Below are 25,107 nucleotides of genomic sequence, written 5' to 3'. Positions count from 1 at the left end.
GTTATGGATATCCGCGCACCCGAGCAGCAGTATAATCCGTACCGCATCTATTCGCGCGAGGAGTGGGCGCGTCTGCGCGACGATACGCCGATGACGCTGGAGCCGGGCGAGTTCGACCGGCTGCGCTCGCTGCACGATCGCCTCGATCTCAAGGAAGTCGAGGATATTTATCTTCCGTTGTCACGCCTGCTCTCGATCTATGTCGATGCGATGCAGCGCCTGTATTATGCGGAGCGCCAGTTCCTCAACATCCGCGACCGCAAGGTGCCCTACATCATCGGCGTCGCCGGCTCGGTCGCGGTCGGAAAATCCACCACGGCCCGCGTGCTCCAGGCCCTGCTGGCGCGCTGGTCGCCGCGTCCGAAGGTCGAACTCATCACCACCGACGGATTCCTCTATCCGAACGCCGTGCTCGACCGGCAGGGCATCATGCAGAAGAAGGGCTTTCCGGAAAGCTACGACCTGCCGCTGCTGCTCAGCTTCCTGTCCGACATCAAGTCCGGACGCCGCCATGTGCGTGCGCCGGTCTACTCGCATCTGACCTACGACATCGTGCCGAACCAGTGGGCCGAGATCGACCAGCCCGACATCCTGATTGTCGAGGGCGTCAACGTGCTGCAGACCGGCAAGCTGCCGCGCGACGGCAAGGCGGTGCCCGTGGTCTCCGACTTCTTCGATTTCTCGGTCTATATCGACGCCGACGAAGCCGCGCTGCGGCAATGGTACATCAAGCGCTTCCTGGCGCTGCGCGACACCGCATTTACCAATCCAAAGTCCTACTTCAACCGCTACGCGCTGTTGTCGGACGAGGAAGCCACTGCCACCGCGATCGCGATCTGGGAACGCACCAACCTCGCCAATCTCGAGGACAATATCCTGCCGACCCGCCCTCGCGCGACGCTGATCCTGAAGAAGGGCGCCGACCACACCGTGGAGAGCGTGGCGCTCAGGCGTCTGTAATCGCGGCGGTCGGCGGATCCTGCGCGTTCGTCCAGCGGTGTCTTTTGTTGCAGACCGACAAGAGGTATTGGGCTAAGACCTTGGAAAACGCGAGGTCTCGATGGTTGATCGTCTCAGAAGTGCTGCGGAACAACTCGAAGCACCGACCTGTCCGGATTGCCATGTCGAGATGAGGTGGTTCCGCTCGGAACTGCTCGCGGACGAGCCGGTTCCGGTGATCGCGCATCTCTTCGTATGCCCGCATTGCAAGCGGGCGGCAAAGACGGACACCGTCTTCCAGGGCACTTCGGGGCCGCCCGACAAGCTCTCCGCGCCGCGCTTCATCGCTTACGCCGCGTAGCAGGTCATTTCCGGGCTTCCTGTTGCTCTTTCGAGCGGACGTAGACCTGCCAGGCCGTCAGGAACATGGCCGCGACGAGTGGGCCGATGACGAAGCCGTTTGCACCGAAAGCCGCAAGGCCGCCCAGGGTGGCGAGCAACACAATGTAGCTTGGCATCCGGATCGACTGCCCGACCAGGATGGGGCGAAGAAAGTTGTCCGCAAGGCCAATCACGAAGGTGCCAAAAGCGAGCAGGATGATTCCCTTCGTGACTGAGCCTGCCACGAGCAGATAGAGCCCGGCCGGAAACCACACCAGCGCGGAGCCGAGCACGGGCAGAAGCGAGAGCAGCGCCATCAGCGCGCCCGCCAGGAGCGGTGCGGTCAGTCCGAGCAACCAGAAGATCACCCCGCCAAGCGCGCCCTGAATCAGGGCAACGAGGATGATTCCCTTGATCGTCCCGCGTACCGCCAGGGTGAACGCAGTCAGAATCTCGGCGCTGTGGCTCGCACGCAGCGGCAGGGCGTCGCGGATGCGCGCGTTCAGCTCGTCACCGTCGCGCAGCAGAAAGAACAGCAGGTACAACATCACGAGCAAGCTTGCGACGAATTCGAGGGTCAACTGACCGATGTTGATCGCGTGCCCGGCCAGCTGTTGGCCGGCCGGGACGAGCAGACCCGACAGGCGTTCCTTCAGGGCCGAAAAATCGATGCTGGCGAGGCGATCCGCCATGGGGGCAGCCCAGTCGGGCAGCGCGGATTTCAGCTGCTGAAGCGGGTGAGCAAAGCTGATCTCCCCCGACTGAACGCGCTGATACAGCTCCCCTCCCTGGTCGATGAGCGAGGCGATGACGATTGCGACAGGGATCAAGACGATCACCACCACGACGACGACGGTGGAGAATGCGACAAGGTTGCGCTTTCCCGGCAGAGTTTCCAGGAAGCGTCGATAGAGCGGGGCGAAGATGATGGCCAGCAGCGTGGCCCACAGCAATGCTCCGGAGAAAGGCCAAAGCACCCAGCCAAACGCGACCGTGATTGCAGCAAGCAATACGAGAAATGAGCGGTCTTCCGATGTTCTCACGTGTTCGCCAGCCTTTCAGTCGGAACTCGCAAGACGTGGGTATCACAAGACGATCGTGCGGGGGCAAGTCGGACAACGTCAATCTGTCCGCGGCGTTTCGGCAATGTCCCGGCAAATCTCAGTTGCCGAGACATTGGCCGGATACCCTCCACGTGAGCCGGCTCGTCGAGGCCGGGGAAATCCGGCCCCTCCATCACACCAGCGAACAGGGTCGAATGCGGGCGCTTCACTTGCCGGCTTTGGCGCTCCAATCTGCAGGCTTGATGCGTCCGGCAAAGGTGGCGGGGCCGGAGATGCCGGCCTTGTAAACGAAGGCCTCGCCTTCCCCGACGTCACCGGCCTCCTTGCCGAAGGCATCGGCGATGTTCGTCTTGTGGGTGACCAGGAAATTGTTGGTACCAGCTTTCGGCGGCGCGTCGACGAGCTGGCGCACCGCCTGTCCGGCCTTTGCATTGGCGCCGGTCGGGTTTGCCATTCCCGATGCGCTGGCGTTGCTGCTGTCCGTCAACGCGTCAACCGGCTTGACTTCGCGGCCGGAGATCAGCTTGCCGGCCTCGATCGCACGGTTGAGTCGGCTGGTGTAGACATCGCCGATCGGGATCTCGAGGTCCTTGACCGCTGCCCCGATCTGGCGCGCCATGTCCCTGCCCTTTTCGCTGAGCTGACGCTGGGCGCTCATGTCGTCGAACTTGAAGGGGTAGACGTCCTTTTGACTGTCGTCGGTGGCGGTGTGCCGAAAGATCAGCACGTAGCCGCCTTGCTTGAGCGAGGCGATGAGCTCCGGCGTATCGGCCGCGGCGTGTCGGGAAAATCCAGCGAGAAAAACAATGAATACGAGGCGGCAAAGCACGTTCATGCGCGAAACCCTCCTGCAAAGGCCCCCGGAGGATGGTGGCGCGCAACGCGGTCGATTTCAATTATCGATTGCTGATGCGATGAGGTTCCCGTGAGGTTTTCGGATCAGACTGCCAGCCGCCGTGACGCCGCCAGCCCTGCCAGCGCTTCGTCCAGCTTGTCGCGATCGAGCGGCTTGATCAGGAATCCGTTCATGCCCGCCTCGAAGCAGGCATAACGGTCCTCCACCAGCGTATTGGCGGTGAGCGCGAGGATCGGCGTGTGGTGGCCGCCGGTCGCGGCCTCATGCGCGCGGATGCGCTTCGTCGCCTCGATGCCGTCGAGCTGCGGCATCTGGATGTCCATCAGCACGAGATCATAGGGCGTGCCGGCCGATGAAGCGGCGAGCCAGGACTCCAGCGCGGCCTCGCCGTGGACGGCGATGACGACGCGATGGCCGAGCTTCGTCAGCAGCGAGCGCATCAACAGCGCGTTGATCTCATTGTCCTCGGCGACGAGGATCGATAGGCCCTTTGCAGGTTCCTTGCCCGCTCCCTTGGCCGGTGTCGCGCCGGCAGCTTCCGCCGGCGGTTCCGGCGCCAGATCGGGCGAGGCCACCTCCGGCGTCATCGCAAGGCGCGCGGCAAGCGAGGCCGCCCGCAGCGGCTTCACCAGAAAACCGGTGAAGGCCGGCGACAGCTTTTCGTGGCGCGAGCTGGAGGTCAGCAGCACGAGGCGCTGCAGCGCATGCGCTCGGGCCAGTTCGCCCAGCTGGTCGGCCGCGGCAGGGCCGATCGCACGATCGATCAGCACCGCGTGCCATGAGCGTTCCGGCAGCAGCGCTTCGGCGACCGCGGCATCCGCAACCATGCAGGTCTGGCCACCCCAGCGCTCGAGGCGCCGCGCGATCAGCGAGGCCTCGATGCCGTCGGCGACGAGGAGCATCGACTTGCCGGTGAGGTCGGGGCTCGGGAAGGCCGTCTGTCCGGCGCTGGCTTGCGAGGGCGGAAGAGGCACCGCGATCTCGAAGGTCGAGCCTTTGCCCGGCTCGCTCGCGAGCGTGATCCGGCCGCCCATGCGCTTGATGATGCGCTCGCTGATGGCAAGGCCAAGCCCGGTGCCGCCATAGGTGCGGGCGACACGCTCGTCGGCCTGCTCGAATTCGCGGAAGATGCGCTGCTGCGCCTCCGGCGCAATGCCGATACCGGAGTCGCGGACCAGGAAGCTGATCTCGTTCGGCCAGATACCGGGCTCGACGATCAGCGCGACGCCACCGCTCCCGGTGAACTTGATGGCGTTGCCGGCGAGATTGAGCAGCACCTGGCGCAGCCGCGCCGCATCGCCGACCACCTCCAGCGGCAGGCGCTCGTCGACATAGGCGGCGATCTCCAGCGTCTTGGCCTGCGCGCGGGGCGCGAGCAGCTCGGTGATCTCCTCGACCAGGGTCGAAAGCGCGAAGGGACGCTGCTCCAGATCAAGCTTGCCGGCCTCGATCTTGGAATAGTCGAGCAGTTCCTCGATCAGCGCCATCAAGGCTTCGCCCGAGGTTTTCACCGCCCTGGCGTACGTCCCCTGCTCCGGAGTCAGATTGGTGTCGAGCAGGAGGCCGCCCATGCCGATGATGCCGTTCAGCGGCGTGCGGATTTCGTGCGAAGCCATCGCGAGGAAGCGCGATTTGGCGCGGTTGGCAGCATCGGCCTGGTCGCGCGCGTCGGACAGAGCGCGTTCGGTCTCGGTGCGGTCGGTGACGTCGCGCCCCACGCTCTGCAATTCGGCGGGCTGTCCGGCATCGAGGCGGACATAGCCTTCGCGCCAGGCGATCCAGCGCGCGCCGAGCGGGGTTGCGATCTTCTGGTCGTGGATGCGTGTGCCGCTGCTCTCGCGGGCGCTGTCGCCCTGCTCCAGCACGTCGAAATCGAAACGCGTGCCGACCAGCGCGCTGCGCGCCTGTCCTGCGAGCGCGCAATAGGCTTCGTTGGCAAAGGTGATGCGGCCATCGGTAGCGCGCAGCACGATGAGGTCGCCCTGTTGCTCGAACAGGCTGCGGGCGCGTTCTTCCGCTTCCTTCAGCTCCCAATTGCGGTCGATCAGCGCCTCGTTGTGGGCGGCGAGGGTGCGCAGCCGCTTGTTCACGAAACGCAGGCGCATGCTCAGCGTCGCAAGGCCGAGGCAGGCGAGCGCGAACAGGAAGCTCGCGCCGATCGCAAAGGTGTGGGGATCGTAGCCGGAGCTTTCGGACCGGCTGCCGGACACGAAACCATAGGCGCCGCCGAACGTCGCCGAGAAGATCATGAAAGAGCGGATCGCGAAGGCGATGCGGGGATGCTGTCGCCTGAAACGGCGCATGCGCACCTTGATCCGGAACGTCCGACCCATCGCACCGACCCCGACTCTTTTTCGAATCCCGCCACCCGCCGTCTGCGACGATGTCGCGCCGACCTTGCGAACAGCTTGAGGCTTTGGCGCTGCCTCCAAACAGGACTAACGAGGTGTTAACGCTTCAGAGCGAGGCGGCCTGGAGCGGGAGCGGGCGATGGCCACCATGGGCGCCGACGATCAGCGCCGCGGCCTCGCGCTGCGAGAACGACTTCGAGCGCACATAGATGCGGTAATCCGCCGGCCCTTCGGTGGAGAGATAGATCACCTGGCCGCCATCGACAGGCTGAGCGGCAATCGAGACGAGGCGCGTCGAGGGATTGGCCTGACAGGAATCCGGCTCGGAACCGAGACCGTCGTCGACCACGGCGAAGTCCGCAGTATCGGCATCGTCGGTGATCTGAACCCGCACCGTGGCGCGGGCGGGATCTTCGGTGAAGGCGACATGGACGGCGGCCGTCCAGAACAGGGAGGTGAGCTCGACCGAGGTTTCGCCGAGGGCGATGCAGGGATGCGAGACCGAACCGATCTCCGCGCGGGCGAACACCGCAGCCGCCAACAAGGGAACAACCGAGGTCAGGATCTTGAAACGCAACATGACACTCTACTCGCCGGGGCCCCGGGAACTCGTAATCGAAACTTAGCGGGCCTTATGGTTTGCAGAGCGTAAAGGAAACTCGTTACCGCCGGGTTGATGCGCGGAATGATCAAGCCATCTGCCGCACATCCTCCGCGAGTGCGCGGTAGGACAAGGCTTCGGCGAGATGCAGCCGGCCGATCTTGTCGGCGCGATCGAGGTCGGCCAGCGTGCGCGCCACCCGCAGCACGCGGTGATAGCCGCGCGCCGACAGCCGCATGGTCTCGGCGGCGTCGCGCAGCAGCTTCTGGCCCTGCGCGTCCGGCTTTGCGATCTCCTCCAGCACGGAGGCTGGGGCCTCGGCATTGGTCCGAACCTTGGGCAGGCCGGCATCGGCATAACGCGCGAGCTGAATGTCGCGCGCCGCGGCCACGCGGGCGGCGACCTCGGCGGAGCCTTCCGCCGGCGGTGGCAGGATCAGATCCGCCGCGGTCACGGCCGGCACTTCGATGCGCAGGTCGATGCGGTCCATCAGCGGGCCGGAGATGCGCGCCTGATAGTCGCCGGTGCAGCGGTCGACGCGGCCGCGCTTGCAGGCATAGCCCGGCTCGAACGCGTTGCCGCAGCGGCACGGATTCATCGCCGCGACCAGCATGAAGCGGGCAGGGTAGGTGACGCGGTGATTGGCGCGCGACACCGCGACTTCGCCGTTCTCCAGCGGCTGCCGCAGTGAATCCAGCACGCGCGGATCGAACTCCGGCAATTCGTCGAGGAACAGCACGCCCTGATGCGCCAGCGAGATCTCGCCGGGCTTTGCGCGCATGCCGCCGCCGGTGAGCGCGGCCATGCTGGCGGAATGATGCGGCGAGCGGAACGGCCGCCGCGCGGTCAGCGCGCCGCCCTCGATCTCGCCGGCGACGGAGGCGATCATCGAGACCTCGAGCAGTTCGCTCGGTGACAGCGGCGGCAGGATCGAGGGCAGGCGCGCCGCCAGCATCGACTTGCCGGCGCCGGGCGCGCCGATCATGAGCAGATGATGCCCGCCGGCGGCGGCGATCTCCAGCGCGCGCTTGGCGCTTTCCTGACCCTTGATGTCGCGCAGGTCGAGCGTCGAGGCGGCGGGCTCATGCACCTTCGGTGATGGCCGCGACAGCACCTGCGTGCCCTTGAAGTGGTTGGCGATCTGGATCAACGAGCTTGCCGCGATGATCTGGATGTCCGGGCTCGCCCACGCCGCTTCGGAGCCGCACGAGACCGGGCAGATCAGCCCTTCCTCGCGCATATTGGCGCCGAACGCGGCGGGAAGAACGCCGGCCACGGGCGCGATCGAGCCGTCGAGGCCGAGCTCGCCGAGCACGGTGAAGCCGGTCAGCGCATCCGGCGGGATCGCGCCGATCGCCGCCATCAGGCCGAGTGCGATCGGCAGGTCGTAATGACTGCCTTCCTTCGGCAGGTCGGCCGGCGCCAGATTGACGATGATCCGCCGCGCCGGCAGCGCCAGGCCGGAGGCGATCAGCGCCGAGCGCACCCGCTCGCGCGCCTCCGACACCGCCTTGTCCGGCAGGCCGACGATGGCGAAGGCCGGCAGGCCCGGCGCGACCTGCACCTGCACGTCGACCGCACGGGCCTCGATCCCCTCAAAGGCGACGGTGGAAACCCGCTGAACCATGCTCAAACCAGCCTGCCCCTCTCGCACAATTAGGGGTAGCAGAGGCGGGCCGTTTCCGCAAGAACAATACGGGAACGATCTGGGACGGGGAGCAAGCCCTAACCAAACGTAAACACCACGCCGACACTAAGCCTCGAATGCCAGCTTCTGTCCTCAGCACATTCCAACGAATGTCCGCTACTCCTAAGGCTGCGGGATGGGCCGTGGTCTAACGGGTGAACAATTCAAATGCTTGCAAATCGCCGGAGAAGCGAACGTCGGGTATGCAGCCGGCTCGCCAAGATCCATTTTGGCGCGGGCTCGCTGCCGCGGGACTGCACGATCACCGATATTTCGGATGGCGGCGTGAAAGTGGTGGCGGAATTCCTGGAAGTGCCGCCGCAATTCACCATCATCTTCGCACCCGATTATTCCCGCCAGTGCCGCCTGCGCTGGCGCATCGGCTGCGAATTCGGTGCCGAGTTCACCGACTAAAGCGCGACGCGATGAGGATGAATCGCATCGCGCTTTAGGTTGTTGTTCAAGCATGATCTTTTCGGAAAACCGCTGCGCACTTTTCCGGATCATGCTTTGAGATCTCCCAAGCTGCGTCCTTAACGGGAATTTAGCGTTAATCGGTAAGCATCTCTGATCAGTTGCCGAGTGATCAGAGTATGTCCAAGCGTTCGTCCCTCGCCTCTCCCCCGGCGAGATTGCTGCTTCCCGCACTTCTGGTGCTCGCCTTGGGTGGCTGTCAGACCGCCGGCATCGAGGATGTGACCGGCGCGCTCGGTGTCAGATCGGAAACGGCCGTCAAGGCCGATGCCAAGCCGGAAATGGATGCGTTGCGCGAGCGCTATCGCGCCAAGCCCAGTGATCCCAACGTTGCGCTCGCCTACGGCAAGGCGCTGCGCGAGTCCGGCCAGCGCGCGCAGGCGGTTGCGGTCATGGAGCAGGCGGTGCTCGCCCATCCCAGCAACAAGGCGCTGCTCGCCGGCTATGGCCGCGCGCTCGCCGACAGCGGCAATTTCCAGCAGGCCTTCGACGTCCTCAGCCGCGCGCATACGCCGGAGGATCCGGACTGGCGCATCCTGTCGGCGCAGGGTGCCGCGCTCGATCAGCTCGGCCGCAACGAGGAGGCGCAGCAATATTATGCCGCGGCGTTGAAGATCGTGCCGGACGAGCCGACCGTGCTGTCCAATCTCGGCCTGTCCTATATGCTGCAAAACAATTTGCCGAAGGCCGAACAGGTGCTCGGCCGCGCTTATCAGCGCAATCAGAACGATGCGCGGGTCCGCGCCAATCTCGCGCTCGTGCTGGGGTTGCAGGGCCGCGAGGCCGAGGCCGAAATCCTCGTGAAGGCAGATTTGCCGCCGGACCAGGCCACGGCCAAGGTCGCGGCGCTGCGGCAGCTGCTGGCGAAGAAGCAGCAGCGGGCGGACAAGTAATCCGCCCCTCTTGGTGTACGCTTACGACGCCTTGCGATGCGGCGCCGAGTTGCGGCTTGACTTGCCCTTCAGCTTCTTCAGCAGCGGTCCGAGCAGCGAGCGCTTCGGCTTCTTCACCTCGCCGCGCCCGGCGAGGCGGTTCGCCATGTTCTGGAACAGCTCGGTGGTGCGGTGGCTCTTGGAGACCTCCGCGATCATCTGGCCGTTATTGGCTGCGGTGGAGAACAGTTTCGAATCGAACGGGATCACCGCGATCGGCTGGCTTTCCATCGTCTTGGCGAACGCCTTGACCTCGATCTCCGCGCGCTTGTGCATGCCGACCTGGTTGAGGCAGTACAACGGCGGCCGGTCGTTCGGCCGCGCCGCCTTCAGCACGCTCAGCATGTTCTTGGTGTTGCGCAAATTGGCGAGATCGGGCTCGGCCACGATGACGATGTCGTCGGCGTTCACCAGTGCGCGCCGCGTCCAGCCGGACCATTGGTGGGGAACGTCGAGCACGATGCAGGGCGTGGTCATGCGCAGCGTGTCGAACACGGCGTCGAAAGCTTCGGCGCCGAAATCATAGACGCGGTCGAGGGTGGCAGGCGCCGCGAGCAGGCTGAGGCGCTCGGTGCATTTGGAGAGCAGGCGCTCCATCAGCGCCGTGTCCGGCCGGTCCTGCGACAGCACCGCGTTGGCGATGCCCTGCACGGGGTCCTGGTTGTAGTCGAGGCCCGCGGTGCCAAAGGCGAGGTCGAGGTCGATCACGACGGAATCGAGCGCGAGGTCACGCGCGATGGTCCAGGCCACATTGTGCGCGACCGTGGAGGCGCCGACGCCGCCCTTGGCGCCGACCACCGCGATGACCCGGCCGGTGATGATGGCCTCGGAGGCCGAGAACAGGCTGCAGATCGAGCGGACGACATCGAGGGTCTCGACCGGTCCCACCACATAGTCGTTGACGCCGCGACGCACCAGCTCGCGATAGGGCGCGGTGTCGTTGGGATTGCCGATCACGACCACGCGGGTGCCGGGGTCGCAGACGCCGGCGAGGTCGTCCAGTCCCTCGAGGATGTCGCGCGTACCGTCGGATTCGATCACGATCACGTTCGGCGTCGGCATCGATTCATAGACTTCGATCGCCGCGGCAAGGCCACCGTCCTTGGCGGTGAGGTGCGCCTTGGCGAGCCGGCGGTCCTGCCCTGCCGCGGTCACCGCGGCGAGCGTCTTCTCGGTCTCGCAAAAAGCCTGCACCGAGATGCGGGGAACCGGCGCAATGTGTTCCTCGGGGTGCTGCGGATCGTCCGCTTCTTCGTCGTGAATGCCCGTCATTTGCCTGTGTCGCTGAGCTTGGCCTTGTCGGCCTCGGAATTGGGAGTCGAGATCGCAGTGCCCTTGCGATAGCGATCAAAGGCGATGTCGCGCCGCGCGGTATAGGCCGGCGTCTCGGATCGAGGCTGCTCGAGGTCGGCCGGATTGTCGATCATCGCGGCGAGATTACGCTGGCTGGCGCAGCCCAGATTGAAGTAGGGCCGATTCTCGTTGTAGCCGGGATCGAGGATGTTGGGACCGAGGTCTTCCGGCCACAGCCCGCAAGGGCCGGCGACCGCGGCGATCTTCGAATAGCTCAGACGGATGGTGGGCAGCAGCCCGGGATCCTCAGGGCGATAGGGGTGCTGGACGATGGCACGCGACGGCACGCCGCCGGATGCGAGCACGGAACGGATTTCCCGATAGGTCGCAGCCGCCGCGCGCGAATTCGCGCTGTCGACGGGAACGTCGACGACGACGGAGCCGGTGCCTTCTCGCACCCAGTCCCGGGCGATGCCCGCGACGTCCGAATGCTGTGCGGCCGACAGGCCACCCCTCGCCTTGCCGACGAAGATCACGATCGATTTCTTGCCTTCCTGCACCGCGATCGGGTGGCGCTGGCGATAGTCGGTCGGCACCGTCTGGGTGACGATCTCGCCGGTGGTGTTGCAGGCGCCCAGCATGACGGAGAGTCCCGTCAGTGCCAGCGCGACGCCCAGATTGCGACGTCGATCGGCTATCGTCTTCGTCATCGCTTCATCCCCTCTTGCCCCAAATCCCGCCCCGTTCCCCAGCCGTCCGTTCGTCTCAGTCGATGATGAAGCCGAAATCGCCGGGCGCGCCGGCGATCGGATCGACGCGACGCGCGATGCCATAGAGGCGGTTCATGCGGCCGAGCAGCGCGGTCTGCGCGTCCGAGGCCGGGGCGAAGCCGTCGTCGGGCCGCGCCAATTCCTTCTGGGCAACCGCGCGCACCACATAGGGCGTCACGATTACCATCAGCTCGGTCTCGTTGTTGACGAAGTCCTGGCTGCGGAACAGCGCGCCGATGATCGGCACCTGGTCGACGCCGGGCAGGCCGTTGATCGCCTGCTTGGTCTGTTGCTGGATCAGGCCGGCCATCGCCATCGAGCCGCCGGAGGGAATCTCCAGCGTCGTCTCGGCGCGGCGGGTCTGGATCGAGGGGATGGTGATCGAGTTGCTCGAGGTCGAGGACACCGCCTGCGTCAACGTGATCGAATTCGTATTCGACAGCTCCGAGACCTCGGTCATCACGCGCAGGCTGATGCGGCCTTCGCTGAGCACGACCGGGGTGAAGTTCAGGGAGATGCCGAACTTCTTGTAGGTGACCTGGGTGGTGCAGACGTGGGTGACCGGATCGCAGGAATAGCCTGCCGGAATCGGGAATTCGCCGCCGGCAATGAAGGTGGCGGATTCGCCGGAGATCGCGGTCAGGCTCGGTTCGGCGAGCGTGCGCATGACGCCGGCGCTTTCCATTGCGCGCATGGTGGCGCTGACGGTGGCGACGCCCTTGGCGAGGCCGGCAACGCCGAGCCCGTTGCTGCCGACGATCGGTCCGCCCGAGACCGAGAACGGGTTGGAATTGTTGAAATTCACCACCGCGGTGCCGGCGTTCAGGCTGGCGCTGAGATCAACGCCGAGCTGCTTGACGATGTCGCGGCGCACTTCGCCGACGACGACCTTGAGCATCACCTGGTCGCGGCCGCGCACGACGATGCTGTTGACGACCTTGTCCGAGCCGCCGACCAGCTTTGCGGCGACCTCGCCGGCCTGCTGGGCCTCGACCGGGCTCGACACCGATCCGGTCAGCATCACGCTGTCGCCGACGCCTTCGATCTGGACGCCCGGCAGCGACTGGCGCAGGGCCGCGCGCATGCCGTTGAGGTCGCGCTTCACTGCGATGTCATAGGAGGCGACCTGCTGGCCGTCGGCGGTGAAGAACACGACGTTGGTCTGGCCGACCTGACCGCCGATGATATAGGCGCGCTGGGCCGAGCGGATCACTGCATTGGCGATCTTGGGATCGGCCACCAGCACGTCCTTGACCTCGCGCGGCAGGTCGATGACGACGGATTTGCCGACGCCAAGCGAGAGAAAACGCGTCTTCGCCGGTGCGATGGTCGCGACCGACGACACGCCGAAATCCGGTGCCTGCATCGGCGCCTGGTCGCCGACCGGCGCATCCGTCGCGCTGACGAGGTCGGGGGCTGCGAGCAGCCCCAGCATCAGCATCGTCCCCGTCCAGAACGAGCGCGTGCGCTTCCCCCGAAGGCGCACGCCCGTCCGATCATCCCCGTAGTTCATGCTATCCCCATCATCACTTCTGTGACGTCAATTGCCGTGCCTGCACCCCGTAACGGATCACGTTCACGCCGCCCGCACGCTTGATCCCCTGGTCCTCAGGCGTGCCGTCGACTGCGTTGGCATCGACGATGCTCCGCAGCGCGAGCTGGAGCGTGCCGCCCTGGCGCGCGGCTGCGAGCACTGCGACCTGGTCGGGCCGGAGCTCGAGCGTGACGGTCTTGCCGACGACGGCGTTCTGGCCGTCCTTCTCCTTCGGCGCCTGGTCGATCGCGAGCACGCGGATATTGGTCAGGATGACCTCGGACAGGACGAGATCGTTGCCGCCGGTCGGACCGTTATTGTTGGCGCCGTCGGGGTTCTTCAGGCGGCGGGTCAGGACGATGTCGACGCGGTCATTTGGAAGGATGAAGCCGCCAGCGGCGGTCTCGGCTGAAATCTCGGTGGAAACGGCGCGCATCCCGGCGGGCAGGATCGCGGCCATGAAGCCGGAGCCGTCGGCCTTGACCAGCTTCTGCTCGCGGATCGGCTCGCCCTGCATCAGGGGGACGCGGGCGATCGAGCCGGCGATCTGGGTTTGCGCCTCGGGCCTGCTGTCGCGGCGGATGAAGGCGCTGCTCGCGGTCGCTGCCGGCCAGGCCTGCCATTGCAGGTCCTCGGGCTTCACGGCCTGGCCGAGCCCGATGTCGGACTTTGCGACGAGGACCTCGACGGTCGGCAGCTTCTCGGCGGCGGGCAGAACGGTTGCGGGCTTGTTGTCGAAGCCGCTCGCCAGATACGCCGCGACGCCGCCGGCGCCCAGCGCGATGACGAGAACGACAATGCGTGCGGTATTCATACGCTTTTACTCATACGCGGGGCACTCGAACCGCACCTGGCGTGTTCCCCCGCGTCGATGAGTAGGGAGTAAAAGTATAAGGGGTGTTGCGAGGCCGAATGCGATGGCCGGCCACGATGCTGGTTTTCGGCAGATGGTGAACGCGGCGTTATCCGGTCGGCCAGCGGCCCCGTAGATTCACGCAGTACGGAACGTCCGTTCGAATGACATGCGCGGCGTCATGGTGAATGGGTGGTTAGGGGTGGGTGGGTGCGATCATGCCAATGGGATCGCAACAGCGCTCCACAACATCGGTGTCGTCCCGGCGAACGCCGGGACCCATAACCCCAGGGAGCAGTTTGACGAAGATTGAGCGCCCGGTACCGCGACCAAGCTCCCCGGATAGATTCCGCAGTATGGGTCCCGGCGTTCGCCGGGACGACGTTGAGGAGAGTTCGCGCGCTCCCCAACGTCATCATTGCAGAGTGCTACTTCGCCCGCTTCTGCTCGATCACGTCCCACACCTTCGCCGCCACATCCGGCCCGCCAAGCCGCGCGATCGCGCGGATGCCGGTCGGCGAGGTCACGTTGATCTCGGTGAGGTTGCCGTTGATGACGTCGATGCCGACGAACAGCAGGCCGCGCTCACGCAGCGCCGGGCCGACGGTGGCGCAGATCTCGCGCTCGCGCGGGGTGAGCTCGGTCTCCTGCGCAGCGCCGCCGCGCACCATGTTGGAGCGGAGGTCGTCGGTGGCCGGCACGCGGTTCACTGCGCCAGCGAACTCGCCGTTGACCAGGATGATGCGCTTGTCGCCGTGCTTCACCTCGGGGATGAATTGCTGGATCACCCAGGGCTCCCGGAACGTCACCGAGAACATGTCGAACAGCGAGCCGAAATTCATGTCCTGCGGCATCACGCGGAATACCGCCGCGCCGCCATGGCCGTGCAGCGGCTTCATCACGACGGCGCCGTGCTTGTCGCGGAAGGCGTTGATCTCATCTAAGTCGCGCGAGATCAGGGTCGGCGGCATCAGCTGCGGAAAATTCATCACGAACAGCTTTTCCGGCGCGTTGCGCACGGAAGCTGGATCGTTGACCACCAGCGTCTTCGGATGGATGCGCTCCAGAAGATGCGTCGAGGTGATGTAGGCGAGGTCGAACGGCGGGTCCTGGCGCAGCAGCACCACGTCGAAGCCGTTCAGCGCCTCGCGCCTGGGTTCGCCGAGCGTGAAATGGTCGCCGGACTCGTCGCGCACGGTCAGGAGCTGAACCGGCGCCACGATCTCCTCGCCGACCATCGAGAGCTTGTCGGGCGTATAATAGGACAGGCCGTGGCCGCGCTTCTGCGCCTCCAGAAGCAGCGCAAAGGTGGAATCGCCCTTGATGTTGATGCGGGCGATGGGGTCCATCTGGACGGCGACGTTCAGTTTCATGGTCTGCCTTTCAGGTCGAGGCGTCGAATGCCGCCAACACATGGCGCGGAAGTGAGCGCGGCGCAATCAGCATGGCGTCGAATCGCAATTCGAATTCGGCATGCTCGGGATGCGCCACGAGCCAGCCTTGCGCGGCGGCGATGATGCGATGCTGCTGGCGCGGCGTCACGGCGAAGGCGGCGTCATCCAGCGTGGCGCGCGCCTTGACCTCGACGAAGGCGATCAGATTGCGGCGGCGTGCCACGATGTCGATCTCGCCATGCGGGGTGCGGTAGCGCTTGGCCAGGATGCGATAGCCCTTGGCCATCAGATAGGCCGCTGCGCGGCTCTCCGCGGAGATGCCGGTGTGGAACGCGGCGACGCGCTCGGGCGAGGCGACCTTCGGTTCCACCGGGACCTCAGTCTTCGCCATCGCCGCCCCTTAAGTCTTTGGCGAGCTCGAGCGCGCGGGAATAGACCTCGCGGCGCGGCCGGCCCGAGAGTGCGACCGCATGCGCCACGGCGTCCTTGACGCTGTGCGCGGCAAGCTGCTCGCGCAACAGATCGTCCAGCGCACCCGATGTCAGCATTTCGGCGTCGGCCGCTGGCGGAGCGATCACCAGCACGAACTCGCCGCGCGTCTCCAGCGTATCGGCCTCGCGCGCCAGCTGGCTCAACGGTGCGCGCGAAATCTCCTCGTGCAGCTTGGTCAGCTCGCGGCAGATCGCGGCCTCGCGCGCCCCCATGATCTCGGCGAGCTCTGCGAGTGTGTCCTGCACGCGGTTGCCGGACTCGAACATCACCAGCGTGGCGTCGATGCGCGCGAGCTCGGTCAAGCGCGCCTTTCGCGCGGCTGACTTCGCCGGCAAAAAGCCTTCGAAAAAGAAGCGGTCGGTCGGCAGTGCCGCGACCGACAGCGCCGCCAGCACCGAGGACGGGCCGGGCAGGGCATACACCGCATGGCCGGCGGCGCAGACCTCGCGCACCAGCTTGAAGCCGGGATCGGAGATCAACGGCGTGCCGGCGTCGGAGACCAGTGCAATCGAGCCGCCCTGCCCCAACGCCTCCAGGATTTTCGGGCGCGCGGCTTCCGCATTGTGCTCGTGATATTGCTTGAGCTGCGCGGCGATGGCGTAGCGCTCGGTCAGGCGCCGGGTGATGCGGGTGTCCTCGCAGGCGATGACGTCGACGCCGGCGAGGGTCTGCAGCGCCCGCAGCGTGATGTCGCCGAGATTGCCGATCGGGGTTGCGACCAGATGGAGGCCCGGTGCCGCCTTCGGCGCCGCAAGCCGATGGGCATCGATGGAGAAACCGCGCGAGGCGGCGTCTTGAGCTTCAAGCGTATTTATCGGGGCCGGCTTTGCGCGCATAATGAAAGCAACTTAGGCACGATCCGCAGGGCTGGGAACCGGCTCGCCGAAAAAGATCGTGCCGAGGTGAGGGGCGAGGAACGGACGGGAATGTGATCGATCCAGGATCACGTCGAGGGGGAGTGAGGGCTCTCACGCCATATTCGCGACCGAAACGCCGCCTTGATGCTGAATGAGCGAGGGCAAACAGCTGCCGGGACAGCAAGGCGGCCGCGTTAAGCGGCTATTATCCTTTTGTTTCGGTTAACTATTTGCCGACAATATGCCTGAATCCGCGACTTGTGTCGTGGAAGGAATGTCGTGACCGGCCGGCGCCGGCGGGTCAGAAGAGAAGCTGCATGGTGGGCCCGCGTTATCCAAAATCTCCCGTTCCGGGGTCCCTGATGTCAGGGGCGACCCGCCGGAGCGCGCTCGGCCTGTTGCTCGGCACGCCCCTGCTGTCGGCCTGCGCCGGCGTGCAGCAGAGCCTGAGCCAGTTCTCCAACCCGTTCTCGAGCTCGACGCCGCCGGCTCAGCCCGCAGGTCCCCCGCAACAGGCGACGACCGCCGGCACCGGCGGCGTGAAGGTCGCCGTAATCCTGCCGCTCTCGGCCGCCGGCAATGCCGGCTTGGCCGCGCAATCCATGCGCAACGCCGCCGAGATGGCGCTGGCCGAGTTCCAGAACCCGAACATCCAGCTGCTGATCAAGGACGACAATGGCAGCCCGCAGGGCGCGCAGGCGTCCGCGCAGCAGGCCGTCGACGAAGGCGCCGAGATCATTCTGGGGCCGCTGTTCGCGCAATCGGTGCCGGCGGTGGCGCAGGTCGCGCGCACGCGCGGCATCTCGGTGATCGCGTTCTCGACCGATTCCAGCATCGCTGGCCGCGGCGTCTATCTGCTCTCCTTCCTGCCGGAGTCCGACGTCAACCGCATCGTCGAATATTCCGCCAGCATCGGAAAGCGTTCCGTCGCCGTGCTGGTGCCCGACAATGCCTATGGCAATGTCGTCGAGGCCGCGGTGAAGGCGGCCGTGCCGCGGCGGGGCGGGCGCATCGTCGCGTTCGAGAAATACGGCGCCGATCGCGCCACGCCGGCACGCACCGTGGCGCAGCAGCTCGGCAGCGCGGATGCGTTGTTCATTGCCGATGACGGCGATGCCGTGGTGACGGTCGCAGATGCGATGACCGCGGCGGGCGCGAACTTGCGCAACATCCAGCTGCTCGGCACCGGCCTGTGGGACAATCCGCGGGTCTATGCCAATGCGAACCTGCAAGGCGGCCTCTATGCCGCGCCCGACCCGGCCGGCTTCCGCGCCTTCTCCGGTCGCTACCGCACCAAATACGGCGCGGAGCCGATTCGCACCGCAACGCTGGCCTATGACGCGGTCGCTCTGGTCGCCGCGCTGGCGCGTACGCAAGGCACCACGCGCTTCTCGCCCGACGTGCTCACCAACCCCTCCGGCTTTGCCGGCATCGACGGCCTGTTCCGTTTCCGCGCGGATGGCACCAATGAGCGCGGGCTTGCGGTGATGAAAGTGACGAACGGCGGCGGCGTTGCGGTCGCGGGCTCGCCGAAGAGTTTTGGGGCGTAGTCGGGACGACGGTGCCGTAGGGTGGGCAAAGCGAAGCGTGCCCACGAACTTCATGCGAATTGCTGAGAGAAGGTGGGCACGGCGCAAGTGCGCCTTTGCCCGCCCTACGAGATCTCGCTACGCCGCGAGATCCGCGACCACCGCATCCAGCACCGGAAAACCGCTGCTGGTCACGCGCAGCCGGCCCGTCGCATCCACCGTGATCGCGCCTTCCTCGCGCAGCAGCGCGATGCGCTTGGGATCGAGCGGGCGACCGGAGAGGGCTTTGTAGCGCTCGGGGTCGATGCCTTCGGCGAGACGCAATCCCATCAGCAGGAATTCGTCGGCGCGCTCTTCGCTGTTGAGGAGATCGTCGGTGACGACACCATGGCCGTTGGTCTCGACCCGCATCAGCCAGGCCTCGGGACGCTTCTCGGTGGCGGTCGCATGCCTGACGCCGTCGATGTCGAGCCGGCCATGCGCGCCGGGGCCGATGCCGGCATATTCCTCACCGCGCCAGTAGACCAGATTGTGCCGGCACTCGGCGCCGCGCCGCGCGTGATTGGAGATCTCGTAGGCGGGCAGGCCGAGCTTGTCGCAGGTCTCCTGCGTGACGTCGTAGAGCGCGCGCGAGACCGCTTCGTCCGGCGTCTTCAATTTGCCGGCCTGGTGCAGGCCGAAGAACGGCGTGCCCTCCTCGATCGTCAATTGATAGAGCGACAGATGCTCGGCCGCTTCGTCGATGGCGAGACGCAGTTCATCGGCCCACATCGCCGGCGTCTGGTCGGGACGGGCGTAGATCAGATCGAACGAATAGCGATCGAACGAGCGGCGTGCGATCGCGACCGCATCGAGCGCCTCGCGCGCGCTGTGCAGGCGGCCCAGCGCTTTCAGCGAGGCATCATCGAGCGCTTGTACGCCGAGCGAAACGCGGTTGACGCCGGCGGTGCGATAGCCGGCAAAGCGGGTAGCTTCGACGCTGGTCGGATTCGCCTCCAGCGTCACCTCGACATCGCCGGCGACGGTCCAGTGCTTGCCGATCGCGTCGAGCACCGCGCCGACGGTTGCGGGCTGCATCAGCGAGGGCGTGCCGCCGCCGAGAAAGATCGAGGTGACTTCACGGCCGGGCGAGCGCTCGGCGGTGGCCGCGATCTCCTGCGCGAAGGCGGATGCGAAGCGCGCCTCGTCGATCGCGGCGTGACGGACATGGCTGTTGAAGTCGCAATAGGGACACTTCGACAGGCAGAACGGCCAGTGCACGTAGACGCCGAAGGCTGCGGATTCTTGTTTTGACGCGTTTTTCTGGCGCGAACCGGTATCCACTTCGCTCGAAAACGCTCTATCGCGGCTCAAGGCAGATCTCCGCCAGTTTCACGAAGGCGCGGGCGCGATGCGACAGGCCGAGGCCAAGCGGCGGCAGGCCGTGCTTCTCGATGCTCTCCATCTCGCCGAAGGTGCGATCATATCCGTCAGGCAGGAACATCGGATCGTAACCAAAACCGGCGGTGCCGCGCGGCGGCCAGACCAGCGTGCCGTCGACGCGCGCCTCGACCTCATCGAGATGATCGTCGGGCCAGGCGACGCAGAGCGCGGAGACGAAATGCGCCTTGCGCTTCTCCGGGGTCGTCGCGCCACGCTCCTGCAGCAGGCGTTCGATCTGTGCCATCGCCGCGTTGAAGTCTTTGCCTGGGCCGGCCCAGCGCGCGCTGTAGATGCCGGGCGCACCATCCAGTGCGTCGACCACGATGCCGGAATCGTCGGCAAAGGCAGGAAGCCTGGTCGCCTGCGCCGCCGCGATCGCCTTGATCGCGGCATTGCTGCGGAAATCATTGCCGGTCTCGTCCGGTTCGGCGAGGCCGAGCTCACCGGCCGACACCGCCTCGATGCCGTACGGCGCGAGCAGCTCCTTCATCTCGGCCAGCTTGCCGGGATTATGGGTGGCGATGACGAGCTTTCCGGTGATTCGGCGGTGCATGGGCCTATTGACTACGCCACAGCCAGTTTCTGCAAGTCCACGAGACGCGCGATACCTTTTTGCGCCAGGGCGATCAGCTTCAGGAACTCGTCCTGCGTGAACGGCTCGCGTTCCGCGGTGCCCTGCACCTCGATGATGCGGCCATCGCCGGTCATGACGAAATTGGCGTCGGTCTGGGCTTCCGAATCCTCGGCGTAGTCGAGATCGAGCACCGGCGTGCCGTTGTAGATGCCGCAGGAGATCGCGGCGACGTTGTCGCGCATCACGTTGGCCTTGATCATGTTGCGCGCCTTCATCCAGTTGATGCAATCGGCGAGCGCGACCCAGGCACCGGTGATCGAGGCCGTGCGCGTGCCGCCGTCGGCCTGGAGCACGTCGCAATCGACCGTGATCTGGCGCTCGCCGAGCGCTTCGAGATCGACGATGGTGCGAAGCGAGCGGCCGATCAGGCGCTGGATCTCGACGGTGCGGCCGCTCTGCTTGCCGGCGGAAGCCTCGCGGCGGGTGCGCTCGGAGGTCGCGCGCGGCAGCATGCCGTATTCAGCGGTGACCCAGCCGCGGCCCTGGCCCTTCAGCCACGGCGGCAGGCGATCTTCCAGCGTGGCGGTGACCAGCACATGGGTGTCGCCGAACTTCACCAGGCAGGAGCCTTCCGCATATTTGACCACGCCGCGCTCCAGCGTCACGGGGCGCAATTCGTCGGGCGCACGGCGGCTTGGCCGCATGGGAAATCCTCCAAAACTCGTCAGTATAGGGCTGTTCGCGGTGCTTGTAGGTGGGGTGAGTGTATGCGGCAAGGGGAAAGGACAAGGCTTTTTCACCCTCGGTTTTCCACCCTGCAAACGCGACGCTTGTCAGAACCCTCCTGGATGGACAAATTATGAGCATCTGAGAGGAGTTACCGTCTGTGGCCCATCACGATCCGATCCATCTGATCGCGCCGCGCGCAGGCCTCGCCCAGCTCAACGAGCGTTCTCGCGACATCTTTCGTCAAATTGTCGAAAGTTATCTCGCGACCGGCGAGCCGGTGGGCTCGCGCAATATCTCGCGCCTCATCGCCATGCCGCTATCGCCGGCCTCGGTCCGCAACGTCATGGCCGATCTGGAACAGCTCGGTCTGATCTACGCCCCGCACACCTCCGCCGGCCGGCTGCCGACGGAACTCGGGCTGCGTTTCTTTGTCGATGCCCTGATGCAGGTCGGCGACCTCAACGAGGCCGAGCGTCAATCGATCCAGAGCCAACTCACCTCCGTCGGCCAGGCCCAATCGGTCGAGGCAGCGCTGGACCAGGCGCTGACGCGGCTGTCCGGCCTGACGCGGGCCGCCGCGGTGGTGCTGACGCCGAAATCCAATGCGCGGCTGAAGCATATCGAATTCGTCCGGCTGGAACCCGAGAGGGCGCTGGTGATCCTGGTCGGTGAGGACGGCCAGGTTGAAAACCGCGTGCTGTCGCTACCCCCCGGAGTTCCCTCCTCGGCAATCACCGAGGCCGGCAATTTCCTCAATGCGCGCATCCGTGGCCGCACCCTGGCCGAGGCGCGGCTCGAGCTCGAGACGGCACTTGGACAGGCCCGCGCCGAGCTCGATCAGCTTGCACAGAAGGTGATTTCCGCCGGCATCGCCAGCTGGTCCGGCGGCGAGAACGAGGATCGCCAGCTCATCGTCCGCGGCCACGCCAATCTGCTCGAAGACCTGCACGCGCTGGAGGATCTGGAACGGGTGCGCCTGCTGTTCGACGATCTCGAGACCAAGCGCGGCGTGATCGACCTGCTGGGGCGCGCCGAGACCGCCGAGGGCGTGCGCATCTTCATCGGCAGCGAGAACAAGCTGTTTTCGCTCTCGGGGTCCTCCACCATCATCTCGCCGTATCGGGATGCCGCCGGCCATATCGTCGGCGTTCTGGGCGTGATCGGGCCGACACGGCTGAATTATGCCCGTGTGATCCCGACCGTGGACTACGCCGCCCGCATCGTCAGCCGCCTTTTGGGAGGCTGACCGGCGTTTCCGCCGATCACGGGCGCTTGATTTTCGGCGCTTTAGGCACGATATCCGGGCCAACAATCCCTGGAAACGAGTTCGAGATTAGAGCCGATGACCGAGCAAGACCGGCAACCAGAAGACACGACTGCAGCGACCGGCGAGCCCGTGGTGTCAAAACCCTACATCATGCCCGACGATCCCGAGCCCGGCTCGGTGGAGTTGTTGCAAAAGGAAGCCGCCGAGGCGCGCGACCGCATGTTGCGGACGCTGGCCGAGATGGAGAATCTGCGCAAGCGCACCACCAAGGAGGTCGCTGACGCCCGGCTCTACGGCATCACCGGCTTTGCCCGCGACGTGCTCGACATCGCGGACAATCTCCAGCGCGCGCTCGATGCCGTCCCGGCCGAGGCCCGCGCCGCGGCCGATCCCGGCCTGATCGCGCTGATCGAGGGCGTCGAGCTCACCGAGCGTTCGCTGCTCAACGCGCTGGAAAAGCACGGCGTCAAGAAGCTCGATCCGCAGGGCCAGAAGTTCGACCCGAACTTCCACCAGGCGATGTACGAAGTGCCCGATGCGTCGGTGCCGTCGGGCACCGTGGTGCAGATCATGCAGGCCGGCTACACCATCGGCGAGCGCGTGCTGCGCCCGGCCTTGGTCGGTGTCGCCAAGGGCGGCGCGAAGGCGGCGGCCGCGGCGAACAACAACGAGTCGAGCGGCGCGGCGAATTGAGTTTCAGACCCTCATGGTGAGGAGCCGCGCGTTTGCGCGGCGTCTCGAACCATGAAGGCCAAGATGTAACGGCGGGGCCTGCATCCTTCGAGACGCGCGCGAAGAAGCGTGCTCCTCAGGATGAGGGTCTGACAGTGTCGCGCGTGTCCTACGCGCTCACCGCGATATCCGCGGACTGAATCCGCTTCACGCCGGCCTTGGCCATATCGGCCCAGGCTTTTGCCAGCGAGCCCTGATTGTCGATGCCGCGGCAGGCGTCTTCCACCACATAGACCTCGAAGCCAGCCTTGCGCGCGTCGAGCGCGGTCCAGGCAACGCAGAAATCCGTCGCCAGCCCTGCGACGAAGACGCGCTTGATCTTGCGCCCCTTGAGATAGCCGGCAAGTCCGGTCGAGGTCTTGCCGTCGGCTTCGAGGAAGGCCGAATAGCTGTCGACGTCCTTGTGAAAGCCCTTGCGGATGATCAGCTCGGCGTGCGGGATTGCAAGGTCCTTCGAGAGCGAAGCGCCGTCGGTGCCCTGCACACAATGGTCGGGCCACAGCACCTGCTTGCCGTAGGGAAGGTCGACGGTCTCGAACGGCTTCTTGCCGGAATGCACCGACGCAAACGAGATGTGGCCCGGCGTGTGCCAGTCCTGCGTCATCACCACGTTGGCAAACGCCTTCGAGATCTTGTTGATGACGGGCACCACGTGCTCGCCTTCCTTCACGGCGAGGCTGCCGCCCGGCAGGAAGCAGTTCTGCACGTCGATCACGAGCAGCGCGGAGGCATCGTCCGGCTTGATCGATGCCGCTGCAAAGAGCGCGTTGGGCGCGAGAGTCGCCAGCGCCGTCGTTCCAAGCATTGCCAAGACTTGTCGCCGATCCAGCATCGTTCGCCTCCCTCCAGGATGATCCAACGGGGGGAAGCCTAGTTCCGTTCGTATACGAACAGAAGCCCGAAAATGCGGCCGGTACTGGCGAGGGGGTGGGCTGTTGCCGCGTGCTCGGTGCAACCTCTCCCGCTTGCGGGGGCGGTCGGCGCGAAGCGCCGGGTGGGGGCCCTCTCCACATCGGGAGTGCCCCTATGCGGAAGCACCCTCTCCCCAACCCTCCCCCGCAAGCGGGGGAGGGAGCGCATTTCGTTCGGAGATGTAGCCTAGCCCTTCGGCTGAATCCCGTCGCGCACGGCGCGGAAGCGGGTGAAGGCGGCCAACCACTGGTCGCGCGGCGCGCTGGCGATGATGCGCAGCGAGGCGCCGCCGCTCGAGAAGCGGATCCACTGCACCACGGTCACCGGGACCTTGTCCTTGCCGCTGACGCCGTCGATCCGGGTCTCGAAGCCTTGCTGGCCGTTGATGCGGATCGGCTCGGACATGGTGACGCGCGATTCGCGAACGCCGGGGATCTGCAGCGCCGCCTCCTGGGCGAAGCGGGCGCGGTCGTCGGCGGCTTGCGGCGTGGCGCCGATCAGACCGAGGATCATGAATGGCTTCGACTCATAGCCTGCGCTCTCATTGCCGTCGGCGAGGATGATGCTGCTGCCCGGCGCGAGGGTCCGGATGTCCTTGAATTCGGCGAGATCGGTGATCCTGAACGGCATCAGCGCGATCTGCTCCTCGACCGAGACCTGCTTGCGGGTGACGGTGCTGGCGAACATCTGCCGCACCGCTTCATCCGTGTAGATCTTGGTCGCATTCTCCGGGACCTGCACCGCGACATAGCCGGAGAAGCCGGCGCCCGGCACGATCATCGAATAGCGCTTCACCGGGGTATCGCCGGCCTTGCCGCTTTCGGTGGTGAAATAGGCGAGGCCCGCCGGCGTCTCGATCTTGTCCTGCTTGACGCCGCCAGCGCCAGCCGGATTGGAATTGAAGGCGCTCACGACCTCGCCATAGGCCGCCGGCGGCAGCTCGGTGATCAACACCTTGACGCTGCCGTCCTCGCTCTCGAAGCCCGGAAAGGTTTTTGCCGTGCTGAGACCGACCAGCGGCACCATGCCGAGGCGCAAGCCGGGCGGAAACACGGCATCGGCGGCGAGGGCCGGAAACGCGGAGGCGATCAGGAGGGCGAGCGCGGCGAGGGGGCGGATCAGCTTCATGGGCACTCTGATTGGTTCACATTGAGGCCGTTCGATGGTCGGCCACCGGGCCGCATTGTCGCGCGAAGCAGCTGTGGCGGCTGACCGGCCGGTCCGCCTTTTACCGGGTTTGGGCGTGCGGCAACAGGGCGGGCGGACTTGCGGTAGCGGGGGGCTTGCTGAAGCCTGAACCTGTTAATAATTCCTCACCCGCAAGGGCGGTTGAGCCCGGATATCATCGTCCAAAACCCAATGTTTTCACGGCAGAAACGTAGCTTCGGTCCTTGCGGGCCCCTCCCCCCCTCCTATATGAGCCTCAATCATCGCAATATCGCGGATGTTTGATCTTAGGGGGTT

24 protein-coding genes are annotated in these 25,107 nt (G+C 65.7%); 7 read left to right on the top strand and 17 right to left on the bottom strand.

What is annotated here, in order from left to right; translation table 11 throughout:
- Positions 1 to 3 precede the first annotated feature (3 nt).
- Entirely contained in the window at positions 4 to 960 is a 957-nt protein-coding gene (gene coaA, locus A3AS_RS0142685; protein ID WP_018323521.1) for a type I pantothenate kinase, read from the top strand.
- 100 nt (positions 961 to 1,060) lie between these two features.
- Positions 1,061 to 1,300, top strand: a complete 240-nt coding sequence (locus A3AS_RS0142680) for a hypothetical protein (protein WP_026202945.1) — start codon at positions 1,061 to 1,063, stop codon at positions 1,298 to 1,300.
- 4 nt (positions 1,301 to 1,304) lie between these two features.
- Here A3AS_RS0142680 and A3AS_RS0142675 read toward each other — a convergent pair whose 3' ends face one another.
- From A3AS_RS0142675 to A3AS_RS0142655, 5 genes are all read right to left on the bottom strand, one after another.
- Positions 1,305 to 2,363: an AI-2E family transporter gene (locus A3AS_RS0142675; RefSeq protein ID WP_026202944.1), complete on the bottom strand. Its 1,059-nt coding sequence runs from the start codon at positions 2,361 to 2,363 to the stop codon at positions 1,305 to 1,307.
- Between the two features lie 226 nt (positions 2,364 to 2,589).
- Positions 2,590 to 3,219, bottom strand: coding sequence for a histidine phosphatase family protein (locus A3AS_RS0142670; protein ID WP_018323519.1), 630 nt, complete (start codon positions 3,217 to 3,219; stop codon positions 2,590 to 2,592).
- A gap of 104 nt (positions 3,220 to 3,323) precedes the next feature.
- Complete coding sequence (locus tag A3AS_RS0142665) at positions 3,324 to 5,573, bottom strand: PAS domain-containing hybrid sensor histidine kinase/response regulator (RefSeq protein ID WP_026202943.1); 2,250 nt, start codon at positions 5,571 to 5,573, stop codon at positions 3,324 to 3,326.
- A gap of 124 nt (positions 5,574 to 5,697) precedes the next feature.
- Complete coding sequence (locus A3AS_RS0142660) at positions 5,698 to 6,171, bottom strand: hypothetical protein (RefSeq protein ID WP_018323517.1); 474 nt, start codon at positions 6,169 to 6,171, stop codon at positions 5,698 to 5,700.
- Between the two features lie 109 nt (positions 6,172 to 6,280).
- Positions 6,281 to 7,819, bottom strand: a complete 1,539-nt coding sequence (locus A3AS_RS0142655; RefSeq protein WP_018323516.1) for a YifB family Mg chelatase-like AAA ATPase — start codon at positions 7,817 to 7,819, stop codon at positions 6,281 to 6,283.
- A gap of 228 nt (positions 7,820 to 8,047) precedes the next feature.
- On the opposite strand from A3AS_RS0142655, the gene A3AS_RS0142650 reads away from it, so the two are divergent.
- Both A3AS_RS0142650 and A3AS_RS0142645 read left to right on the top strand, forming a co-directional pair.
- Positions 8,048 to 8,293: a PilZ domain-containing protein gene (locus tag A3AS_RS0142650; protein ID WP_011083489.1), complete on the top strand. Its 246-nt coding sequence runs from the start codon at positions 8,048 to 8,050 to the stop codon at positions 8,291 to 8,293.
- 179 nt (positions 8,294 to 8,472) lie between these two features.
- Positions 8,473 to 9,246 (top strand): tetratricopeptide repeat protein, encoded by a 774-nt coding sequence (locus tag A3AS_RS0142645; RefSeq protein WP_018323515.1) that lies wholly within the window; start codon positions 8,473 to 8,475, stop codon positions 9,244 to 9,246.
- Positions 9,247 to 9,267: 21 nt separating this feature from the next.
- On the opposite strand, the gene A3AS_RS0142640 is transcribed toward A3AS_RS0142645, so the two are convergent.
- The 7 genes from A3AS_RS0142640 to rsmI all read right to left on the bottom strand — a co-directional run bounded on the left by A3AS_RS0142640 (position 9,268) and on the right by rsmI (position 16,457).
- Positions 9,268 to 10,557: an AAA family ATPase gene (locus A3AS_RS0142640; protein WP_018323514.1), complete on the bottom strand. Its 1,290-nt coding sequence runs from the start codon at positions 10,555 to 10,557 to the stop codon at positions 9,268 to 9,270.
- Positions 10,554 to 11,288, bottom strand: coding sequence for a CpaD family pilus assembly protein (locus tag A3AS_RS0142635; RefSeq protein ID WP_018323513.1), 735 nt, complete (start codon positions 11,286 to 11,288; stop codon positions 10,554 to 10,556). Before A3AS_RS0142635 ends, A3AS_RS0142640 begins: the two co-directional genes overlap by 4 nt.
- Positions 11,289 to 11,343: 55 nt before the next feature.
- Positions 11,344 to 12,861 (bottom strand): type II and III secretion system protein family protein, encoded by a 1,518-nt coding sequence (locus A3AS_RS0142630; protein ID WP_018323512.1) that lies wholly within the window; start codon positions 12,859 to 12,861, stop codon positions 11,344 to 11,346.
- Between the two features lie 13 nt (positions 12,862 to 12,874).
- Positions 12,875 to 13,696: a Flp pilus assembly protein CpaB gene (cpaB, locus tag A3AS_RS0142625; RefSeq protein ID WP_018323511.1), complete on the bottom strand. Its 822-nt coding sequence runs from the start codon at positions 13,694 to 13,696 to the stop codon at positions 12,875 to 12,877.
- Positions 13,697 to 14,163: 467 nt separating this feature from the next.
- On the bottom strand, positions 14,164 to 15,108 hold the full coding sequence (gene gshB, locus A3AS_RS0142615; protein WP_018323509.1) for a glutathione synthase: 945 nt from the start codon (positions 15,106 to 15,108) through the stop codon (positions 14,164 to 14,166).
- 10 nt (positions 15,109 to 15,118) lie between these two features.
- A complete protein-coding gene (locus tag A3AS_RS0142610; protein ID WP_018323508.1) occupies positions 15,119 to 15,520 on the bottom strand; it encodes a YraN family protein in 402 nt (133 codons plus the stop codon).
- Positions 15,507 to 16,457, bottom strand: coding sequence for a 16S rRNA (cytidine(1402)-2'-O)-methyltransferase (gene rsmI, locus A3AS_RS0142605; RefSeq protein ID WP_018323507.1), 951 nt, complete (start codon positions 16,455 to 16,457; stop codon positions 15,507 to 15,509). The genes A3AS_RS0142610 and rsmI overlap by 14 nt, the downstream gene beginning before the upstream one ends.
- Before the next feature lie 338 nt (positions 16,458 to 16,795).
- On the opposite strand from rsmI, the gene A3AS_RS0142600 reads away from it, so the two are divergent.
- The gene (locus A3AS_RS0142600; protein ID WP_018323506.1) at positions 16,796 to 18,028 is read left to right on the top strand and encodes a penicillin-binding protein activator; all 1,233 of its coding nucleotides are present in this window, start codon (positions 16,796 to 16,798) and stop codon (positions 18,026 to 18,028) included.
- A gap of 117 nt (positions 18,029 to 18,145) precedes the next feature.
- On the opposite strand, the gene hemW is transcribed toward A3AS_RS0142600, so the two are convergent.
- Genes hemW through rph form a run of 3 tightly spaced genes read right to left on the bottom strand, consistent with a single transcriptional unit; the run spans position 18,146 to position 20,707 of the window.
- Entirely contained in the window at positions 18,146 to 19,330 is a 1,185-nt protein-coding gene (gene hemW / locus A3AS_RS0142595) for a radical SAM family heme chaperone HemW (protein WP_018323505.1), read from the bottom strand.
- 16 nt (positions 19,331 to 19,346) lie between these two features.
- Positions 19,347 to 19,982, bottom strand: coding sequence for an RdgB/HAM1 family non-canonical purine NTP pyrophosphatase (gene rdgB, locus A3AS_RS0142590; RefSeq protein WP_018323504.1), 636 nt, complete (start codon positions 19,980 to 19,982; stop codon positions 19,347 to 19,349).
- A gap of 11 nt (positions 19,983 to 19,993) precedes the next feature.
- Complete coding sequence (gene rph, locus A3AS_RS0142585) at positions 19,994 to 20,707, bottom strand: ribonuclease PH (protein ID WP_018323503.1); 714 nt, start codon at positions 20,705 to 20,707, stop codon at positions 19,994 to 19,996.
- Between the two features lie 182 nt (positions 20,708 to 20,889).
- Here rph and hrcA point away from each other — a divergent pair, with 182 nt between their 5' ends.
- Together hrcA and grpE are read left to right on the top strand one after the other, a co-directional pair.
- Complete coding sequence (gene hrcA, locus A3AS_RS0142580; RefSeq protein ID WP_018323502.1) at positions 20,890 to 21,978, top strand: heat-inducible transcriptional repressor HrcA; 1,089 nt, start codon at positions 20,890 to 20,892, stop codon at positions 21,976 to 21,978.
- A 96-nt stretch (positions 21,979 to 22,074) separates the two neighbouring features.
- Positions 22,075 to 22,692, top strand: a complete 618-nt coding sequence (gene grpE, locus A3AS_RS0142575) for a nucleotide exchange factor GrpE (RefSeq protein WP_018323501.1) — start codon at positions 22,075 to 22,077, stop codon at positions 22,690 to 22,692.
- Positions 22,693 to 22,840: 148 nt separating this feature from the next.
- Here grpE and pncA read toward each other — a convergent pair whose 3' ends face one another.
- Positions 22,841 to 23,563, bottom strand: a complete 723-nt coding sequence (gene pncA / locus A3AS_RS0142570; protein WP_018323500.1) for a bifunctional nicotinamidase/pyrazinamidase — start codon at positions 23,561 to 23,563, stop codon at positions 22,841 to 22,843.
- Positions 23,564 to 23,829: 266 nt separating this feature from the next.
- Positions 23,830 to 24,771 carry a hypothetical protein gene (locus A3AS_RS0142565; protein ID WP_026202941.1) on the bottom strand — a complete coding sequence of 314 codons (942 nt, stop codon included), beginning with the start codon at positions 24,769 to 24,771 and terminating at the stop codon, positions 23,830 to 23,832.
- Positions 24,772 to 25,107 lie beyond the last annotated feature (336 nt).

The organism is Bradyrhizobium sp. WSM2793, assembly GCF_000379585.1.
Taxonomy (GTDB): Bacteria; Pseudomonadota; Alphaproteobacteria; order Rhizobiales; family Xanthobacteraceae; genus Bradyrhizobium.
The sequence above is the reverse complement of the archived record's forward strand: the minus strand, read 5'-3'. Positions and strand labels throughout refer to the sequence as shown.